Raw genomic sequence first — 18,346 nt, 5'->3', positions numbered from 1 at the left:
TCCCCCCCCACCCCCCCCCCCCCCCCCCCCACCCCCCCCCCCCCCCCCCCCCCCCCCCCCCCCCCCGCTGCGGGGGGAAGCACCTGAGCGATCTGTTACGACGGGGGAATCGCGTCAGGCACTGCGGGGGGTGGCCGAGATGGTCCGGGGGGCAGGGGAGTCGGACTCCACCTGCCGGTGGTCCCGCTGGTCCAGGTTCACGAAGATCATGCCGTACCGGATGGCGCACCGCACGGGCCGCGGCGCCCCACGAGGACGCCGCAGGCACCGGAACGCCCGTACGTCGCCGTCCTCGTCCCGGGTGACGACGACCGGCTCACCGAAGACGGTCACCATCAACGAGTCACCGCTGTGGGGGATGGCGGTGACCAGGTCGATGAAGTGCCATCCGGACCGGTAGGCGGTGGCCATTTCCCTGCGGAAGGAGCGATCGTCCGGTGGAGTAGTCATGGTCAGGCCCACACACTGTCGTCCGTGCGCGCGGGACCCGCGGCCCACACGCTGTCACCCTGGACCGCGTCCTGCGCGCCGATCGGCGCGATGATCGGCGGCCACGTGCTGTCCGCCCGGACGTCTCCCTCCGTCTCGGACAGGCCGCCCAGCACCCCGAAGGCCACACCGACGGAGAAGGCGGCGACAAGCACCGAGCGAAGCATTCTCTTACCCATAGTCGGCTTCGTCCTCACTTGAAGGTCCCCTCTTCCCCCGTCGCATACGACGATGGCTCATTCGGGCACGTCATGGCCACACGATCGGTGCATCATGTTCCTGCATGTTCAGGACCCTGGGGGGTGGAGATTTGGCAACAAAACGGACTAAGGCGACGCATCCCCATGCGGTGACTGAGCTGTGCGAGGAGGGGGCGCGCCTGTACGCGAATGCCCTCCGCGCGGGACGTATCACCCGCGCGGACGTGGAACCGGCGCCCTGCTTGATGGAGTTCGCCCTCCTTCACCCGGATCCCGACGATCCGCAGTGGTTGCGTCCGGTCCTCCCGTCGCTCGCCCTGGCCCAGCGGCTCGGCCCCCTGGAGCGGGAGATAACCGAGCGCAGGCGGCTGTCGATAGAACTTGCCGACACTTTCGAGCCGTTCATGGCCCTCAGCGCCCAGGAGATCGCACCCACCCACTCGATCACGGTGCTCGAGGGCAACGACCGCATCAACAGCGCGCTGGACCTCGCCACCGCCCAGTGCCGGACCGAGATGCTCACGGTCCAGCCGAGCGGCCACCGGCCCGAACGCAGCCTCCTGCAGGGGCTCGAGCGCGACCGGCCGCTCATCGAGCGCGGCGTGCGCATACGGACCCTCTACCAGCACACCGCCCGGTTCAGCCCGGAGCGCCTGTCCTACGTCGAGCAGTTCACCGACGGCAAGGTGGAGTACCGCACCATCGACGAACTGGTGGAGCGCCTCATCATCTGCGACGAGAGCGTCGCCTTCATCCCCGTGCGCGACGACCGCCAGGTCGCCCTGGAGCTGCGGCACACGGGCCTCGTCCGCTACCTGGTCAAGGTCTTCGAGTTCATGTGGAGCCGCGCGGTCCCGCTGACCGCCGGCGCCCCCTACGAGACCGCCCCCGACGGCATCACCGAGATCCAGCACTCCATCGCCAAACTGCTCGTGGAGGGGCACGTGGACGAGGCCATCGCCCGGCGCCTCGGCATGAACGTCCGCACCTGCCGCGCGCACATCGCCAAACTGGCGTCGGCCCTCGGCAGCGGCAGCCGCGCCCAGCTGGGCTACCTCATCGCCCAGTCGGGGATCCTCGACCAGGAGGGAACGGCCGGGTGACACCGCCGGCGGACCCGGACGCCTCACCGGGCGGTCCGGGATCCCCGGCCGCGCACCGTGAGGGAGGAGCGGGGCGCGCCGTCCAGGCCGGTCTGGGCGATGCGGACGCCCAGCTGGGTGCGGCTGGCCGCGCCCAGCGTCTCCGACAGGCGGGCGATGTGGGCGCGGCAGGTGCGGACGCTGATGCCGAGGCGTTCCGCGATCACCGCGTCCTGGTGGCCCTCGGCCAGCAGCGCCGCGATGGACTGCTCCCGGTGCGAGATGCCCTCGATGCCGGTGTCGGGCAGCGGGGCGGTCAGCGGGATGGCCAGCCGCCACAGGCGCTCGAAGACCGTGCTCAGGTACTCCACCAGCGCCGGGTGCCGCAGCTCCAGCGCCATCGTGCGCTCGGCGTTGGCGGGGATGAAGGCGACCGTGCGGTCGAACAGGATCAGCCGCTCGATCACCTCGTCCAGGGTGCGCGCCTCCACCGCGTCGCCCATCAGCTCCAGGTAGGTGAGCAGCCCCTGCCCGTGCCGGGCCACGTGCGTGTACAGGTCCCGCATCCGCACCCCGCGGCCGCGCAGCGCCGTCGCCCGGTGCAGCCCCTCCGACAGCTCCGCCTCCCGCCGGATGCCGCCGGGCTGGACGGTGAGCACCTCGGTGGTGCAGGCCTGCGTCGCCTCGTCCATCGCCGCCTGGATCCGCGCCAGCCCGTCCAGCACCCGGATCGCCTGGCCCTCCGTCGCCGGGGCGGCCGGGGACACCTGGCGGCCGAGGCCCGCGTACCACTCGAAGGCGGCGACGGCCGAGCCGACCCGGCGCTGGCTCGCGCTGACCTCGTCGTACATCCCGCGCAGCAGCCGGGTCATGACCTCCTGCGGGGCGGTCGGGACCAGCCAGTCCATGTCGTCGGGATCCGGGTGCAGCAGGGCCAGTTCCAGCAGGCAGGGCACCGGCTCCGCGTCCCGGCGCGGCACCCGCCCGCGCCGCACGGCCCGGGAGTACACGCGGTCCCCGGCCTCGCACAGTCGGTCAGCACCGTGTGGATGCTCGTCCGCCCCGTGCCCGGCCATCGCCCGTCCCACCCCCGGTCCGCCTCTTTCCGAAGCGCAACTATGCGCGGCCGGAACCGGCTCCGCAACACGGGTCCTCCCGGTACGGCCACTCGAAACCACCGTCATGCCCGGCTCTTTCCCCGCTTCGGGCCGTGCTGTCGCGACGAACCGACGAGGGTGGCCGAATACCGACGTCGCGACATGACGGCACCGCCGCACCGCCGGTCGGGAGCGGCGGTGCGGCGGTGCGGCGGTGCGGGAACCCGTGGTACGGGGGCCTGCGGGGCGGGAGCCGGCGGGGCGGAAGGGCGGCCCCGCGGGGGTTACTTCAGACCGATCTCGTCGCACGCCGCCTTGTACTGCGGGGTGCAGATGTCCGACACGTCGTAGATCCCGTCGGCGATGACGGTGTCCCGGATGTTCTCCTGGGTCAGCGCGACCACGGGCACGAGCTGCGCCGGGATGTCCTTGTCCGTGGGGCTGTTCACCCGGTCGCGGGTCAGCGCGTCGAACTTGATGTCCCGGCCCTGGACCTTCGCCACGGCCATCTCCGCGGCGGCCTCGGCCTCCTCCGGGTAGGACTTGTACACGCTCATGTACTGCTCGCCGCTGACGATCCGCTGCACCGCCGGCAGTTCCGCGTCCTGACCGGTGATCGGGGGCAGCTCGGTGACGCCGGCGGCCTTGAGCGCCGCGACGATGCCGCCCGCCATGCCGTCGTTGGCGGAGTAGACCGCGGCGATGTTCGACGCGCCGATCGCGTTGATCGCCTCGGTCATGTTGGCCTGGGCGTTCTCCGGCTTCCAGTCCTTGGTGTCGTAGGACTTGGCGATCGTCACCTTGCCCCGGAGCTCGGACAGCGCGCCCGCCTTGAACTGCTTGGCGTTCGGGTCGGTCGACGAGCCGTTCATCATCACGATCTTGTCGGTGACGCTGAGCCCGCTCCCGAGGGACTCCAGCAGCGAACGGCCCTGGACCTCGCCGACCAGCCCGTTGTCGAAGGAGATGTACGCGTCGATCGGCCCCTCGGCCAGCCGGTCGTAGGCGATGACCGGGATGCCCGCTTCCTTGGCCTTCTTCACGCTGCCCGCGATGCCGTGCGCGTCGACCGCGTCCAGCACGATGACGTCGACCTTCTTGTCGATCATCTCCTGCAGCTGGCTCTGCTGCTTGCCGGCGTCCGCCTCGGCGTTGGCGTACTCGACCTTGCCCTGGTTGCTGGTGAGGGACTCCACCTTCTTCTTGAAGATGGGGTAGTCGAACGTCTCGTACCGGGTGTTGGCCTTCTCCGGGAGCAGCAGCCCGACGGTGATGTCGTTCCCCTTGGTCGGGCTGGCGTCCTCGCTGCTCCCTGTCGCGTCGAGCACGCCGCAGCCGGCGAGCATGACGGACATCGAGGTGACGGCCACGGGTATGGCGATACGACGCATGCGGGGGCTCACTTCAGGTGCGTTCCGGACCTGGGCACAACTTTGTGTCCCATGTGACTGAAAAGCCAACGCTTCCGCCACCATCCGAGTCAAGAGTGATCACTTAACGAGATGGACACAACACGGTGAGCCGCACTCGTGAGGGTCCCGCGAACGACCCGCGGGGATCTGATGAATCCGTACACATGCGCTTATCACAGGCGCGCGGGCGCACGACGAGGGTCCGGGGGTTCCCCGAACCCCCGGACCCCGGCCGGTGCTTCCTCTTCCGCGTCAGTCCGCCTGCTGCTGCCGCTTCGGCCGCCACACCACCAGCGCGCTGGTCTGCTGGACCTCCTGGTACGGCACCAGGTCGCGACGGTACGAGGCGTGCACCGCCGCCTCGCGCTGACGCATCGTCGCCGCCGCGCCGTCGAGGGCGTCCTCCAGTTCGGCCACCCGGGCCTGGAGGGCGGTGACTTGGTTCTCCAGTTCGATGATGCGCTTGATTCCGGCCAGATTGATGCCCTCGTCCTGCGACAACTGCTGCACCTGGCGGAGCAGTTCGATGTCGCGGGCCGAGTAGCGGCGGCCCCGGCCGGCGGTGCGGTCCGGTGACACGAGCCCCAGGCGGTCGTACTGGCGCAGCGTCTGCGGGTGCAGGCCGGAGAGCTGGGCCGCCACCGAGATGACGTAGACCGGGGTGTCCTGGGTCAGTTCATACGGATTGCGTCGACGGCCGTCCATCAGTCTCAAGCTCCCTTCGCGGCCTGGAACAGCTCCGCCCGCGGGTCCTCGCCCGCGGTCGCCTCGCGATACGCCTCCAGCGCGTCACGAGCCTTCCCCGTCAGGTCCTTGGGAACACTCACCTCCACGGTGACCAGCAGATCACCGCGGGTGCCGTCCTTGCGGACCGCGCCCTTGCCCCTCGCCCGCATGGTGCGGCCGTTGGGCGTGCCCGGCGGCAGCTTCAGCGTGACCGGGGGGCCGCCCAGCGTCGGGACCCGGATCTCACCGCCGAGGGCCGCCTCGGGGTAGGTGACCGGGACGGTGACGGTGAGGTTGTCGCCCTTGCGGCCGAACACCGGGTGGGTGCCGACGTGCACGACGACGTACAGGTCGCCCGCCGGCCCGCCCCGCTCGCCCGGTGCGCCCTTGCCGCGCAGCCGGATCCGCTGGCCGTCGCTGACGCCCGCGGGGATGCGCACCTGCATGGTCCTGGAGGACTTGGCCCGGCCGCTGCCCCTGCAGACGTCGCAGGGGGTCTCCGCGATCAGGCCGCGGCCCTTGCAGTCGGGGCAGGGGTCGGTGAGCGAGAAGCCCCCGCCGGAGCCCCGCGCCACCTGCCCGGTGCCGACGCAGGTCGGGCACACGCGCGGTGTGCCGTTCTTGTCGCCGGTGCCGGAACAGGCCTTGCAGGGCGCCTGCGAGGACATCCGCAGCGGAACGGTCGCGCCCTCGATCGCCTCGGTGAAGCTGAGGGTGACCTCGGACTCGATGTCCTGGCCGCGGCGGGGCTGGGTACGCGTGGTGCCCGTGCCGCCGCGGTTGAACAGGCCCCCGAAGACGTCACCGAGGCCGCCGCCGAAGCCGCCGCCCGCCTGGCCCCCGGCCTGACCCCCGAAGAGGTCGCCCAGGTCGAAGTTGAAGGAGCCGCCCGCGCCCGGCCCCGGGCGGAAGCCGCCGTTGCCGAAGAGGGCGCGGGCCTCGTCGTACTCCTTGCGCTTCTTGGGGTCGCCGAGGACGTCGTTCGCCTCGGAGATCTCCTTGAACCGCTCCTCCGCCTTGGCGTTCCCCTTGTTGGCGTCCGGGTGGTACTCGCGGGCGAGCTTCCGGTACGCCTTCTTGATCTCGGCCTCGGTGGCGTCCTTGGGGACGCCGAGGACCTTGTAGTAGTCCTTCTCGATGAAGTCCTTGGTGCTCATCCCCGACGTCCCTCCTTCCCTGCGTCAGCTATTACGTCAGCCCTCCTCCGGGCCACCGTTCTCCTTGTCCTCCGCCGCGTCCGCCGGTGCCTCGGCGCCCTCCTCGGCCGGCTTGACCGTCTGCGCACCGGGCTGCGGCTCGGCCACGGCCACCCGCGCGGGGCGGATGGTGCGCTCGCCGATGCGGTACCCCGGCTGCAGAATCGCCACGCACGTCGTCTCGGTGACGTCCGGGGCGTAGGAGTGCATCAGGGCCTCGTGGATCGTCGGGTCGAAGGGCTCGCCCTCCTTGCCGAACTGCTGCAGGCCCATCTTCGCCACGGTCGTCTCCAGCGACTCGGCGACGGACTTGAACCCGCCGACCAGTTCGCCGTGCTCCCGGGCGCGGCCGATGTCGTCGAGCACGGGCAGGAGTTCGGTCAGGAGGTTCGCGACGGCGATCTCCTTGACCGCGACCCGGTCCCGCTCGACGCGGCGGCGGTAGTTCTGGTACTCGGCCTGGAGGCGCTGGAGGTCCGCCGTGCGCTCGCCCAGCGCGGAGCGCACCTGGTCCAGCTCGGCCACCAGGGCCGCGTTCCGGTCCGCGTCCCCGGCCGGAGCCGCCCCTTCCTCCGGAGAGGAGGAGGGAGCGGTCTTCGGCTCGGCGTCATCGGAGGGAGCGCCGGAGGGGACGTCGGGCTGCTGCGGCGGCGGCTGCGGCTGCTGCTGCTCGTCGAAGCCCGGGGTCTCCTCGGTCACGCCGCACCGTCCTTCCGGTCCTCGTCGACGATCTCGGCATCCACCACATCGTCGTCCGCCCTGGCCTCACCGGCACCGGCGGAGGCGCCGCCGGCCGCCTGGGCGCCCTGGGCGTCGGCGTACATGGCCTGGCCCAGCTTCTGGGAGACGGCCGCGACCTTCTCCGTAGCGGTGCGGATCTCGGCGGTGTCGTCGCCCTTGAGCTTCTCCTTCAGCTCGGCGACGGCGGCCTCGACCTCGGTCTTGATCTCGCCGGGGACCTTGTCCGCGTTGTCGCTGAGGAACTTCTCGGTCTGGTAGACGAGCTGCTCGCCCTGGTTGCGGGACTCGGCGGCCTCGCGGCGCTTGTGGTCCTCCTCCGCGTAGCGCTCGGCCTCCTCGCGCATGCGGTCGACCTCTTCCTTCGGGAGCGAGGAGCCGCCGGTGACGGTCATCTTCTGCTCCTTTCCGGTGCCGAGGTCCTTCGCCGTGACGTGCATGATGCCGTTGGCGTCGATGTCGAAGGAGACCTCGATCTGCGGGACGCCGCGGGGCGCCGGCGGCAGACCGGTCAGCTCGAACATGCCGAGCTTCTTGTTGTACGCCGCGATCTCGCGCTCGCCCTGGTAGACCTGGATCTGCACCGACGGCTGGTTGTCCTCGGCCGTGGTGAAGATCTCCGAGCGCTTCGTCGGGATCGTGGTGTTGCGCTCGATCAGCTTGGTCATGATGCCGCCCTTGGTCTCGATGCCGAGGGACAGCGGGGTGACGTCGAGCAGCAGGACGTCCTTGACCTCGCCCTTGAGGACACCGGCCTGGAGCGCGGCGCCGATGGAGACGACCTCGTCCGGGTTGACGCCCTTGTTGGCCTCCTTGCCGCCGGTCAGCTCCTTGACGAGCTCGGCGACGGCGGGCATGCGGGTGGAGCCGCCGACCAGGACGACGTGGTCGATCTCGCTGACGGAGATGCCGGCGTCCTTGATGACGTTGTTGAACGGCGTCTTGCAGCGCTCCAGCAGGTCCGCGGTCAGCTGCTGGAACTGGGCGCGGGTGAGCTTCTCGTCGAGGTGCAGCGGGCCCTCGGCGGAGGCGGTGATGTAGGGCAGGTTGATCGAGGTCTCGGTGGACGAGGACAGCTCGATCTTCGCCTTCTCGGCGGCCTCGCGCAGACGCTGCAGCGCCATCTTGTCCTTGGCCAGGTCCACGCCGTGCCCGGCCTGGAACTGCTTGACCAGGTAGTCGACGACGCGCTGGTCCCAGTCGTCACCGCCGAGGTTGTTGTCGCCGTTGGTGGCCTTCACCTCGACGACGCCGTCGCCGATCTCCAGCAGGGAGACGTCGAAGGTACCGCCACCGAGGTCGAAGACGAGGATGACCTGCTCGTCCTTGTCGAGGCCGTAGGCCAGCGCGGCGGCCGTCGGCTCGTTGACGATGCGCAGCACGTTCAGGCCGGCGATCTCACCGGCCTCCTTGGTGGCCTGGCGCTCGGCGTCGTTGAAGTAGGCGGGGACGGTGATGACCGCGTCGGTCACCTTCTCGCCCAGGTACGCCTCGGCGTCCCGCTTCAGCTTCTGCAGCACGAAGGCGCTGATCTGCTGCGGGTTGAAGTCCTTGCCGTCGAGGTTGATCTTCCAGTCGGTGCCCATGTGGCGCTTGACCGACCGGATGGTCCTGTCGACGTTGGTCACGGCCTGGCGCTTGGCCACCTCACCGACCAGCACCTCGCCGTTCTTGGCGAAGGCGACGACGGACGGCGTGGTCCTGGCACCCTCGGCGTTGGTGATGACGGTGGGCTCGCCGCCCTCAAGAACGCTGACGACGGAGTTAGTCGTGCCCAGGTCGATGCCGACCGCACGTGCCATTTCGATTCCTCCAACTGACTTGAGTGGAACTGACTCAAGTGTGCCCGAACACCCGGCACAGGGTCAACAGAACTGAGTCACACAGACTCAACTCTTATCCACTTCCCTCGCGCAATCGTTCGCTGACCTGCACGGACGTGGTCGAGGACCGTTGACGCGGCGGTAAAACCGGGGTGACGGGCACCCGCACCAACGCCAGGACGACCACCGTCACCGCCGCGGCCACCGTCCACACCACCGGGCCCGCGGGAGCCCGCCCGGTGTGCGCGCACACCCCGGCGAGCACCCCGCCCAGCGCCCCGGCGCCCAGCAGGACGGGCACCGCGCGCGGGGCCAGTCCGAGCCTACGCAGCCGGTGCCCGAGATGGTCCGGCCCCCCGCACGCCAGGGGCCGCCGGGCCGTCCACCGCGCGAGGGCCACGAGCGCGACGTCGGCGCACACCACGGCGGTCAGCGCGAACAGCACCCCGGCGTCCGCGCCCGTCCCGTGCCCGGCCCGCACCGGCACCGCCGCCGAGGCGAGCACGAACCCCGTGAACAGCGAGCCGCACGCGCCGAGGCCGGCCCGCGCGGGAGGCCAGTTGTGGACGAGGAACCCGGCCAGCGCGGCGGCCAGCACGCCCAGCGGCACCGCGGTCCCGTCCACCGGTCCGGCCGCCGCGCAGACCGCCGCCCCGGACGCGGTCACCACCCCCACCGTGCCGGCCACCCCGTCCGCGTGGTCGAGCCCCCGGAAGGCGGCGGCGAGACCGGCGATCCATCCCACGGCGAGCAGCCCGCCCGGCACCCCGGTCTCCCCGAACGGCACCACCACCGACGCCGCCACGGCCGCACCGGCGGGCGGGACCCACCACTTCAGCCGCCACACGTCCACGGCCAGTCCGAGCGCGCCGACGCAGACCCCGGCGACCAGCAGCGTCCCGACCCCGGCGCCGAGCGGCGCGGCACCCGTCACCTCCCCGGCGGCCGCGACCAGGACGGTCACCGGCACGACGGCCGCTCCCCCGGACAGCGGCACCGCCCGCCGGCGCCTGCGGTCCAGGACACCGAGGCGCCGGGCGGGGAACCGGAGCAGCCCCGTGAGCAGGGCGGCGAGGAGCAGGGCCGAGGTGGTGGCGGCGATCCCGTAGAGCACGGATATAAGTTAGGGGCGTATGTACCGATTGGGCGCGAATAACACGATCGCATCCGAGGCACCGCCTCAGGCGACCCTCAGCGACTCAGATCACCCCGCGCCCGGCTACAGTGCGGCCGGGGATGGGGGTAGTCTCGAACGGACTGCATAAGTTACCGCTTAGTAATTTCGGGGAAGCCCCAAGGAGTCCCCGACGAAACCCCTCGCAGGCCCGAGGAGCCCCCATGCAACTCGCCGCGATCATCGTGTCGCTGGTCCTGACCGTGGTCGGCGTTGCGCTGCTCGCACGCGCGATCGGCCAGTTCGTCCGGTACTTCAAGCTGGGCCAGCCGGTCCCGGCCGGTACCCGGACCGACAACCCCTATCAGCGCAGTGTGACCCTGGTGAAGGAGTTCCTCGGCCACACCCGCATGAACCGGTGGGGCATCGTCGGCATCGCCCACTGGTTCGTGGCCGTCGGCTTCCTGACGCTGCCCCCGACCCTCGCCCAGGCCTTCGGACAGCTCTTCCAGGCCGACTGGACGCTGCCGGTGATCGGCGGGTTCCTGCCGTTCGAGATGTACATCGAGTTCATCGGCGTGATGACGGTCCTGGGCATCGCCGTGCTCATCGCGATCCGGCTGCTCAACCTGCCCACCCGCCCCGGGCGCAAGTCCCGCTTCGCGGGCTCCAAGTCCGGCGAGGCGTACTTCGTCGAGGCCGTCATCCTCACCATCGGCCTCGCCATCTACGTGCTGCGCGGCCTGGAGGGCGCCCTGCACCACGTGGACGGCTACCAGGCGTCGTACTTCGCCTCGTACCCCCTGGTCCTCGCCTTCGACGGGCTGAGCACCACCACGCTGCAGAACCTGGTCTACCTGTTCGCGATGATCAAGATCAGCACCTCGTTCATCTGGATGATCGTGGTCTCGCTGAGGACCAACATGGGCGTGGCCTGGCACCGCTTCCTCGCCTTCCCGAACATCTGGTTCAAGCGCGAGGCGAACGGCTCCACCGCCCTCGGCGCCCTGCAGCCCATGACCTCGGGCGGCAAGCCGATCGACTTCACCGACCCCGGCGACGACGACGTCTTCGGCGTCTCCCAGGTCGAGCAGTTCTCCTGGAAGGGCCTGCTGGACTTCTCCACCTGCACCGAGTGCGGCCGCTGCCAGTCGCAGTGCCCCGCCTGGAACACCGGCAAGCCCCTCTCCCCCAAGCTGCTGATCATGAGCCTGCGCGACCACGCGCACGCCAAGGCCCCCTACCTGCTGGCCGGCGGCGGCAAGACCATGGAGGGCGAGGAGAAGGCCTCCGAGGAGCAGCTGAGGGACGTTCCCGCCGCCGCCCTCGCCGAGGCCGAGCGCCCGCTGATCGGCACCCTCGAGGACAACGGCGTCATCGACCCGGACGTCCTGTGGTCCTGCACCACCTGCGGCGCCTGCGTCGAGCAGTGCCCGGTGGACATCGAGCACGTCGACCACATCGTCGACATGCGCCGCTACCAGGTCATGATCGAGTCGGCGTTCCCGTCCGAGGCGGGCACGATGCTCAAGAACCTGGAGAAGAAGGGCAACCCCTGGGGCCTGGCGAAGAAGCAGCGCCTGGAGTGGCTCAAGGAGGTCGACTTCGAGGTCCCGGTCGTCGGCAAGGACATCGAGGACCTGTCCGAGGTCGAGTACCTGTACTGGGTCGGCTGCGCCGGCGCCCTGGAGGACCGCGCCAAGAAGACCACCAAGGCCTTCGCCGAGCTGCTGCACATCGCGGGCGTCAAGTTCGCGATCATGGGCGGCGACGAGAAGTGCACCGGCGACTCCGCCCGCCGCCTCGGCAACGAGCCCCTGTTCCAGGAGCTCGGCATGGAGAACGTCATGGCGCTGAACGCCGCGTTCGGCGAGGAGATGGACGACGACGGCAAGGTCACCGAGGAGTCCCGCAAGCCGAAGTCGGCCAAGAAGATCGTCGCCACCTGCCCGCACTGCCTCAACACGCTCGGCAACGAGTACCCGCAGCTCGGCGGCGACTACGAGGTCATCCACCACACCCAGCTGCTCCAGCACCTCGTCGACGAGGGCAAGCTGATCCCGGTCACCCCGGTCGAGGGCCTCATCACCTACCACGACCCGTGCTACCTGGGCCGCCACAACAAGATCTACACGCCGCCGCGCGAGATCATCGGCAAGGTCCCGGGCCTGCGCAACGAGGAGATGCACCGCCACAAGGAGCGCGGCTTCTGCTGCGGCGCCGGCGGCGCCCGCATGTGGATGGAGGAGCGGATCGGCAAGCGCATCAACGAGGAGCGCGTCGACGAGGCCCTCGCCCTCAACCCGGACATCGTCTCCACCGCCTGCCCGTTCTGCCTGGTCATGCTGACCGACTCGGTCAACGGCAAGAAGAACGACGGCAAGGCCAAGGAGTCCGTCCAGGTCGTCGACGTGGCCCAGCTGCTGCTGGAGTCCGTCAAGACGCCGGCCGACCCGGCGGGCGAGGCGGAGAGCGAGAGCACCCCCGAGCCCGAACCGGTGAAGTAACCGGCGGAACAGCCGGTGAGCAGCCGGTGAGCAGCCGGTGAGCAGCCGGTGGACCGATCCCCCGGCCTCTCCCGCCCCCAGCGCCCCGTCCCGGCCCCGGCCGGTGACGGGGCGCCGTCGTTCACCGCGGACGCCCCGCCCCCGGGTGACCCGAACGGCCGAACCCTCCCGGCCCCTTCCCCGGGCCCTTCCCGCCCCTTCCCCGGACCCTCCCGGCCCCCGCCCCTTCCGGGGACCCGGACGACGGCACCGGCCCGGGTCCCCCCGCCGTCCGTCCTGCGGAGGGGGCGGGCGGCCCGGGTCCTCCGCAGGACGGACGGCCTCAACCACCCACCCCTTAGGGGATGTCACAGCTCGGCCGCAATGCCGGGCCCGAACCCCGGGGCCCGGCACACGCTCCTCCAGGACCAGGTACGTTCGACAGCGTGGCTGGATTCAGGATCGGACGCGGCCGGGACAACAACGGCGCTCCTCACGCGCGACCGCAACACCCCCCGTACGGACAGCAGACGCCGCCGGGACCGCCGTACGGCTCCCCGCAGGCGCCTCGGCCGTACCCGCCCCAGCAGCCGCCCCACGGCGGAGGCGGCCACGGGGGCGGCAGCCCCTGGCCGCAGGTGAACCGCGGCCCGGGCGGCGGCTACGGAGGCCACCACGGCCCCGGGGCCGGCGGCCACGGCGAGCCCGAGTACTTCGGCGACGGCGGCGCGTACCCTCCCGGCGCCCACGCCCCGCACGACCCCTACGCGGCCAACAACCCGGGCCACACCCAGGCCTTCCAGGTCAGCGAGGACCCCTACCTCCAGGGCGGGCCCCACCCCGCCGACCCGGCCGTCCACGGCCCGATCGGCCCCCGCCTGCGCTGGAAGGACCTGCTGAAGGGCATCGTCACCGCGCCCGACCGCACCTTCCTGCAGATGCGCGACTACACGATGTGGGGCCCCGCCCTCACCGTCACCTTCCTCTACGGCCTGCTCGCGGTCTTCGGATTCGACGGCGCCCGCGAGGAGGCGATCAACGCCACCCTCACCAACGTCATACCGATCGTCCTGATGACGGCCGTGGCCATGGTGATCAGCTTCCTCGTCCTGGGCGCGGTCACCCACACCCTGGCCCGCCAGCTCGGCGGCAACGGAGCCTGGCAGCCCACCGTCGGCCTGTCCATGCTGATCATGTCCATCACGGACGCCCCCCGGCTGATCCTCGCGATGTTCGCGAGCGGCGACGCCACCTTCGTCCAGATCGTCGGCTGGGCCACCTGGGTCGCGGCCGGCGCGCTCCTCACCATGATGGTCAGCCGCTCGCACGACCTGCCCTGGCCGAAGGCGCTGGGCGCGTCCGCGATCCAGCTCCTCGCCCTGCTGTCCCTGGTGAAGCTGGGCACGCTCTGACCCGGGCCGCACGCGAGCGCGCACGGGCACACACGGTGAAGGGGGCTCCCGTCCGGGAGCCCCCTTCACCGTGTCCTGCCGTCCTGCCCTACGCGTCGAGCACCTGCCCCGCCCTCTTCACCACGGGCGGCTGCACGGACCATGGGAAGTTGATCCACTCGTCGGTCCGCTTCCAGACGTACTCGCACTTCACCAGCGACTGCGTCTTCTCGTAGATGACGGCGCTGCGCACCTCCGCGACGGCGTCCAGGCAGAAGTCGCGCACCAGCTTGAGCGTCTTGCCGGTGTCGGCGACGTCGTCCGCGATCAGCACCTTCTTGTCGGTGAAGTCGATGGCGTTGGGCACGGGCGCGAGCATGACCGGCATCTCGAGCGTGGTCCCCACCCCCGTGTAGAACTCGACGTTCACCAGGTGGATGTTCTTGCAGTCGAGCGCGTAGGCGAGCCCGCCGGCGACGAAGACACCGCCGCGCGCGATGCTCAGCACCACGTCCGGCCGGTACCCGTCGTCGGCGATGGCCTGCGCGAGCTCGCGCACCGCCACCCCGAACTGCTCGTAACTCAGGTTCTCCCGCATCCCGCTCACCTCACCCGTACCGCTCACACCTGCGTCCGGTGGAAGTTGAGGTAGGACCGCGAGGCCGTGGGCCCGCGCTGCCCCTGGTACCGGGACCCGTACCGCTCGCTGCCGTACGGGGCCTCGGCGGGCGAGCTGAGCCGGAACATGCACAGCTGGCCGATCTTCATGCCGGGCCACAGCTTGATCGGCAGGGTCGCGAGGTTGCTGAGTTCAAGGGTCACGTGCCCGGAGAACCCGGGGTCGATGAACCCGGCGGTGGAGTGGGTGACGAGCCCGAGTCGTCCCAGCGAGCTCTTCCCCTCCAGCCGGGAGGCGAGGTCGTCGGGCAGCGTGATGACCTCGAACGTGCTGGCCAGCACGAACTCCCCGGGGTGCAGGATGAACGGTTCGTCCCCCTCCGGCTCCACGAGCCGGGTCAGGTCCGACTGCTCGACGGACGGGTCGATGTGGGGGTACCGGTGATTCTCGAACACCCGGAAGAAGCGGTCGAGACGCACGTCGATGCTGGACGGCTGCACCATGGTTTCGTCGAAGGGATCGATGCGCACCCGCCCGGCGTCGATCTCGGCCCGGAGGTCCTTGTCAGAGAGAAGCACGCCCCGAGAATACGCAAGGCGCGCGGACCGGCCACAATCGCCGTCCCGCGCGCCCACGCCCTCAGTCTCTCCCGGTCTCCCGTGCCCCTCGCGCTACCGCTTCTGGAGGGTCACCGGCACGACGCTGCGAAGCCGCGCACAGCGCGGACACCGCAGAAGCCGGCCGGGGCCGAGTCGCTCGGCCTGCTGCATTGGGAACGAGGCGGCGGTGAACACGTGCCCATCGGCACAGCGGACGACGGTGCGCTCCATCAAGTCCCAGAGTCCTTCCCCAAGAGCCGCGTCTGGCTTGCTGCCCTGACGACAAAAGCCACATTACGGGATCAAAGGAACGGCTCTCCAGGCGGCACCCCGCACTCGCCCGACCCCTCTTCCAGCTCCCCACCGTACGCCTCAACTCCTGCCCTCCGCAGCCGCATCCATCCCTGAAACACCATCAGGCCCCCGGGCTTGGACACCGGGGGCCTGGCATGAGGTACAGTGGGCGAGCGTCCGGACGCCGATCAGGTCGGGGTCACGGAAAGTTACGCGGGTGTAGTTTAATGGTAGAACATCAGCTTCCCAAGCTGAGAGCGCGAGTTCGATTCTCGTCACCCGCTCCACGCAAAACCCCCAGGTCAGAGACCCGGGGGTTCTTTGTTGTCCAGACCGGTGAGCGGGTGCCGCACCACAACCGCACCATTAGCCCGCCGACGACTCCTCCCTGTGGTGCGCACGGTCGTCGATGTGGTGCTTCGCACGCTCGGCGCGTACGAGGTCGTCGAGCCCGGCGGCGACCTCCCGCTGCCGCTCCTCGTCGGAGTGCTGGTAGATCAGCGCCGCCTTCTCGGAGGACTGGCCGGCGCGCACCATCGTGTCCCGGAGGGTGGCGCCCGAACGGGTCGACAGGGTGTGCCCGGTGTGGCGGAGGTCGTAGAAGCGGAAGCCGTCCGGGAGACCGGCGACCTCGCGAGCCCGCCGCCACTTCCGCCCGAAGGTCGTACGCCGGAAGGCCGCGCCCTTCTCCCCCACGAAGACCAGCCCGTCCGGGCCCTTCTCGGCGAACCAGTCGAGGTGCCGCCTCACCTCCTTCCGGAGGAAGGCCGGGAGGACGACCACGCGAGCACCCGCATCGGACTTGGTCGGCCCGGGCGCCCGCTTGCCGTTGGTCCGCTCCGGCTCGGCGACCCGTACGCGGATCACGAGGTTGTCGACGTCGACGTCCCGACGGCGGAGGCCGGCCAGTTCCTCCGGCCGCATCGGACCGTAGGCGCCGAGGTAGACCATGAGCCGCCAGCGGATGCCGATCGCGTCGGCGAGCGCGTCGACCTGGGCGACGGTGGCGATGCGCCGTTCCGCCGCCGACTCCTTGCCCGCCCCTTTGATCCGGCACGGGTTGCGCGTGATCAGGTCGTCGTCGACGGCCGTCTCGAGGATGCCCTTGAGGAGGCGGTACGCCTTGGCGACGGTGGTCTTGGCCCGGGTGGTGCGGAGCCGTTCGGCGCGCCACTCACGCACGCGCGGAGCCGTGATCTCGTCCAGGTCGAGCCCGCCGAACGCCGGAAGGATGTGCAGGCGGAGCAGGTGCCGGTACAGATCCTCGGTCCGAACGGCCAGCTCCCGTTCCTCGACCCACTTCTCGGTGTAGACACCGAAGTTGACGGCCCCGGCATCAGGGGCGCGCCAGTCCCCGCGGCTGAGGTCCGCCTCGACCTGGGACAGCCAGATCTCGGCGTCCTTCTTGGTCGCGAAGGTCTCGTCCGCACGGATGCGCTCACCGTCGGGCCCGAGGTACGACGCCGTCCAGCGGCCGGACCGGTACTGCCGCACCGCACCGAAGCGCCGGCGCCTGCCCTTCTTGTTGGCCATCAGGCAGCCCTCCGGAGCCCGGCGCGGCGGGGCCCCACCGGTTCCACGGTGTGGGCGGCGAGGTAGTCACGAACGGCGCTCTCGGGGATGCGGACGTGTCGGCCGACCTTCACGTAGCGGATGCGCCGCTCCTCGATGAGCCGCCGCGGAAAGCGGGCGGTCGTCCCCAGCAGCTCGGCGACCTGGTCCACGGACAGGTAGCGGTCGTTCATGCGGTCGGCTCTCCTTCCGTTCCGGGAGCGGGTTCGAGGGTGGCGGCGAGCCAGCTTTCGGCACTGGAGAGGCCTGTTCCGGCGAAGACCCAGTGCGCGAGGACGAGAGTCGTTTCCTGGCCGGTGTCGACGACCGGAGCTGCTTGGGCGCGGCGCCATGCGGCACGGGCGTCGCGGAGGGCGCCGAGGGTGGTGGAGTAGCGGCGGGACTTGGTGGAGAAGTGGCCGCGGAAGCCGAGCATGTGGGCCCAGGCCCGCAGGCGGAGGTCTGCCAGCTCGGGGCGGGCGCCCAGGGTCCAGGCGGTGCGGATCATGCGTCGGGCGTGTTCGGTGATCCTCGTTTGTGCCAGCTCGGCGAGGAAGCGGAGCGGCCGGTCGAGGGTGCCCGTCGCCGTCTCGGCGCCCTTGGTGGCGTACTTGGCGACGTACGCCGCTACGGCCCGCTCGGTCAGGTCCTGACCGTCGTTGAAGTCGGTGGACCGGATCGTACGGACGTCGAGCTGTCGGCCGAAGACGAAGGTGTGCGGCCGGCCGTCGACCTCCGGGCCGTCGACGCGGACGGCAGCGGCGGCAGCGCGAATGGCGTCGGTCAGCAGCTCGGCCGTCGCCCAGGCCGGAGGCACGGTCTCACCGCCCTCCGGACCGTCGAGGCGGATGACCGCGTGGAAGTGGACGGCGCCCCGCTTCTGGTACTCGGCCACCTTGGCGAAGGAGACCCGGGCATGGTCGCGGAAGGCCCGTTGGGTGAGGCCGGCTCGCTTGGCGACCTCCCGGCGGAGGTAGATCGAGAAGCGTTGCCAGAGGACACCGGCGTGCGCGTTCCACAGCACGGCCGCTTCGTAGTCGTACGTGTCCGGGTCGAGGGGCGTGCCCAGGGCCGGGTCCTGGTCGTCGTGGCGGAGGCCACAGCGGCAGGGGCGACCGCCGGAGGGACGGTTGTGGACCGGGCCGAAGCCGGGGGCGGTGAAGGTGGCGAAGACGCGCGGGTGGGCGGCGATCCGCTCCGGAGTGCCCTTGCCGCCGCGGAGCCCGGCGGTGATCAGGTGGTAGGTGTCGCGACGGTAGGTCTCGGCGCAGGCCGCGCACCGGGTGGCGCGGCGGTTGTTGCAGCGGACGAGGAGTTGACCGGCGGGCAGGGCCGAGGAGTCCAGGTGGTTCAGGACGCGGCCGATCTCGCCGGTCGTCCGGTCCACCGCGTACTCGGTGCGGTGGCCGTCGAGGCGGACGGGGCGGGTGCAGCCGCCCAGGCCGGACAGTTGGCGGGCCAGCTCGGGCAGGGTGCCGAGGGAGGCCAGCAGGGAGAGTTCCGCCAGCGGGGGCGGAGTCTGCCGGGTG

General features: G+C 70.7%; 17 protein-coding genes and 1 tRNA gene. 4 read left to right on the top strand and 14 right to left on the bottom strand.

The window, feature by feature from the left end; genetic code table 11:
• Positions 1-114: 114 nt before the first annotated feature.
• Together ACZ56B_RS10630 and ACZ56B_RS10625 are read right to left on the bottom strand one after the other, a co-directional pair.
• On the bottom strand, positions 115-450 hold the full coding sequence (locus ACZ56B_RS10630) for a hypothetical protein (protein WP_468788356.1): 336 nt from the start codon (positions 448-450) through the stop codon (positions 115-117).
• Positions 451-452: 2 nt separating this feature from the next.
• The gene (locus ACZ56B_RS10625; RefSeq protein ID WP_468788354.1) at positions 453-644 is read right to left on the bottom strand and encodes a hypothetical protein; all 192 of its coding nucleotides are present in this window, start codon (positions 642-644) and stop codon (positions 453-455) included.
• A gap of 128 nt (positions 645-772) precedes the next feature.
• On the opposite strand from ACZ56B_RS10625, the gene ACZ56B_RS10620 reads away from it, so the two are divergent.
• Complete coding sequence (locus ACZ56B_RS10620; protein ID WP_468788352.1) at positions 773-1,792, top strand: helix-turn-helix transcriptional regulator; 1,020 nt, start codon at positions 773-775, stop codon at positions 1,790-1,792.
• Positions 1,793-1,815: 23 nt separating this feature from the next.
• Here the strand turns inward: ACZ56B_RS10620 and ACZ56B_RS10615 are convergent, their stop codons facing one another.
• From ACZ56B_RS10615 to ACZ56B_RS10585, 7 genes are all read right to left on the bottom strand, one after another.
• On the bottom strand, positions 1,816-2,847 hold the full coding sequence (locus tag ACZ56B_RS10615; protein WP_468788350.1) for a helix-turn-helix transcriptional regulator: 1,032 nt from the start codon (positions 2,845-2,847) through the stop codon (positions 1,816-1,818).
• 305 nt (positions 2,848-3,152) lie between these two features.
• Positions 3,153-4,259, bottom strand: coding sequence for a sugar ABC transporter substrate-binding protein (locus ACZ56B_RS10610; protein WP_468788348.1), 1,107 nt, complete (start codon positions 4,257-4,259; stop codon positions 3,153-3,155).
• A 273-nt stretch (positions 4,260-4,532) separates the two neighbouring features.
• Positions 4,533-4,985, bottom strand: a complete 453-nt coding sequence (locus tag ACZ56B_RS10605; RefSeq protein ID WP_468788346.1) for a heat shock protein transcriptional repressor HspR — start codon at positions 4,983-4,985, stop codon at positions 4,533-4,535.
• 5 nt (positions 4,986-4,990) lie between these two features.
• The gene (dnaJ, locus tag ACZ56B_RS10600) at positions 4,991-6,163 is read right to left on the bottom strand and encodes a molecular chaperone DnaJ (protein WP_468788344.1); all 1,173 of its coding nucleotides are present in this window, start codon (positions 6,161-6,163) and stop codon (positions 4,991-4,993) included.
• Between the two features lie 36 nt (positions 6,164-6,199).
• Entirely contained in the window at positions 6,200-6,901 is a 702-nt protein-coding gene (gene grpE / locus ACZ56B_RS10595; protein ID WP_468788342.1) for a nucleotide exchange factor GrpE, read from the bottom strand.
• Positions 6,898-8,742, bottom strand: a complete 1,845-nt coding sequence (dnaK, locus tag ACZ56B_RS10590; protein WP_468788340.1) for a molecular chaperone DnaK — start codon at positions 8,740-8,742, stop codon at positions 6,898-6,900. Before dnaK ends, grpE begins: the two co-directional genes overlap by 4 nt.
• Positions 8,743-8,836: 94 nt before the next feature.
• Complete coding sequence (locus ACZ56B_RS10585) at positions 8,837-9,877, bottom strand: MraY family glycosyltransferase (RefSeq protein ID WP_468788338.1); 1,041 nt, start codon at positions 9,875-9,877, stop codon at positions 8,837-8,839.
• 224 nt (positions 9,878-10,101) lie between these two features.
• Between ACZ56B_RS10585 and ACZ56B_RS10580 the strand changes: the two genes are divergently transcribed.
• Positions 10,102-12,384, top strand: coding sequence for a heterodisulfide reductase-related iron-sulfur binding cluster (locus ACZ56B_RS10580; protein WP_468788336.1), 2,283 nt, complete (start codon positions 10,102-10,104; stop codon positions 12,382-12,384).
• A 344-nt stretch (positions 12,385-12,728) separates the two neighbouring features.
• Positions 12,729-13,775, top strand: a complete 1,047-nt coding sequence (locus tag ACZ56B_RS10575; protein ID WP_468788334.1) for a Yip1 family protein — start codon at positions 12,729-12,731, stop codon at positions 13,773-13,775.
• 88 nt (positions 13,776-13,863) lie between these two features.
• On the opposite strand, the gene ACZ56B_RS10570 is transcribed toward ACZ56B_RS10575, so the two are convergent.
• Together ACZ56B_RS10570 and dcd are read right to left on the bottom strand one after the other, a co-directional pair.
• The gene (locus tag ACZ56B_RS10570) at positions 13,864-14,361 is read right to left on the bottom strand and encodes a phosphoribosyltransferase (RefSeq protein WP_468788402.1); all 498 of its coding nucleotides are present in this window, start codon (positions 14,359-14,361) and stop codon (positions 13,864-13,866) included.
• Between the two features lie 14 nt (positions 14,362-14,375).
• A complete protein-coding gene (gene dcd / locus ACZ56B_RS10565; protein ID WP_468788332.1) occupies positions 14,376-14,951 on the bottom strand; it encodes a dCTP deaminase in 576 nt (191 codons plus the stop codon).
• A 528-nt stretch (positions 14,952-15,479) separates the two neighbouring features.
• Here dcd and ACZ56B_RS10560 point away from each other — a divergent pair.
• Positions 15,480-15,553 (top strand) — tRNA-Gly (locus ACZ56B_RS10560).
• Positions 15,554-15,632: 79 nt separating this feature from the next.
• Here ACZ56B_RS10560 and ACZ56B_RS10555 read toward each other — a convergent pair.
• From ACZ56B_RS10555 to ACZ56B_RS10545, 3 genes are read right to left on the bottom strand one after another with little or no spacing between them, the layout of a single operon-like run.
• Positions 15,633-16,799: a tyrosine-type recombinase/integrase gene (locus ACZ56B_RS10555; protein ID WP_468788330.1), complete on the bottom strand. Its 1,167-nt coding sequence runs from the start codon at positions 16,797-16,799 to the stop codon at positions 15,633-15,635.
• Positions 16,799-17,011, bottom strand: a complete 213-nt coding sequence (locus tag ACZ56B_RS10550; RefSeq protein ID WP_468788328.1) for an excisionase family DNA-binding protein — start codon at positions 17,009-17,011, stop codon at positions 16,799-16,801. The genes ACZ56B_RS10555 and ACZ56B_RS10550 overlap by 1 nt, the downstream gene beginning before the upstream one ends.
• A complete protein-coding gene (locus tag ACZ56B_RS10545) occupies positions 17,008-18,309 on the bottom strand; it encodes a replication initiator (RefSeq protein WP_468788400.1) in 1,302 nt (433 codons plus the stop codon). The genes ACZ56B_RS10550 and ACZ56B_RS10545 overlap by 4 nt, the downstream gene beginning before the upstream one ends.
• Positions 18,310-18,346 lie beyond the last annotated feature (37 nt).

The sequence above is a fragment of the Streptomyces sp. NPDC034670 genome (assembly GCF_055574875.1).
Note: the sequence above shows the minus strand (reverse complement) of the source record. Positions and strands in the feature narration are given on the sequence as shown.

Excerpts from the sequence above, each read along its gene's own strand:
- ACZ56B_RS10620 (WP_468788352.1), top strand. The coding sequence starts at position 773 with ATGTTCAGGACCCTGGGGGGTGGAGATTTGGCAACAAAACGGACTAAG.
- dnaJ (WP_468788344.1), bottom strand. The coding sequence starts at position 6,163 with ATGAGCACCAAGGACTTCATCGAGAAGGACTACTACAAGGTCCTCGGC.
- ACZ56B_RS10580 (WP_468788336.1), top strand. The coding sequence starts at position 10,102 with ATGCAACTCGCCGCGATCATCGTGTCGCTGGTCCTGACCGTGGTCGGC.
- ACZ56B_RS10555 (WP_468788330.1), bottom strand. The coding sequence starts at position 16,799 with ATGGCCAACAAGAAGGGCAGGCGCCGGCGCTTCGGTGCGGTGCGGCAG.
- ACZ56B_RS10615 (WP_468788350.1), bottom strand. The coding sequence starts at position 2,847 with ATGGCCGGGCACGGGGCGGACGAGCATCCACACGGTGCTGACCGACTG.
- ACZ56B_RS10550 (WP_468788328.1), bottom strand. The coding sequence starts at position 17,011 with ATGAACGACCGCTACCTGTCCGTGGACCAGGTCGCCGAGCTGCTGGGG.
- ACZ56B_RS10575 (WP_468788334.1), top strand. The coding sequence starts at position 12,729 with ATGTCACAGCTCGGCCGCAATGCCGGGCCCGAACCCCGGGGCCCGGCA.
- ACZ56B_RS10610 (WP_468788348.1), bottom strand. The coding sequence starts at position 4,259 with ATGCGTCGTATCGCCATACCCGTGGCCGTCACCTCGATGTCCGTCATG.
- ACZ56B_RS10630 (WP_468788356.1), bottom strand. The coding sequence starts at position 450 with ATGACTACTCCACCGGACGATCGCTCCTTCCGCAGGGAAATGGCCACC.
- dnaK (WP_468788340.1), bottom strand. The coding sequence starts at position 8,742 with ATGGCACGTGCGGTCGGCATCGACCTGGGCACGACTAACTCCGTCGTC.
- ACZ56B_RS10605 (WP_468788346.1), bottom strand. The coding sequence starts at position 4,985 with ATGGACGGCCGTCGACGCAATCCGTATGAACTGACCCAGGACACCCCG.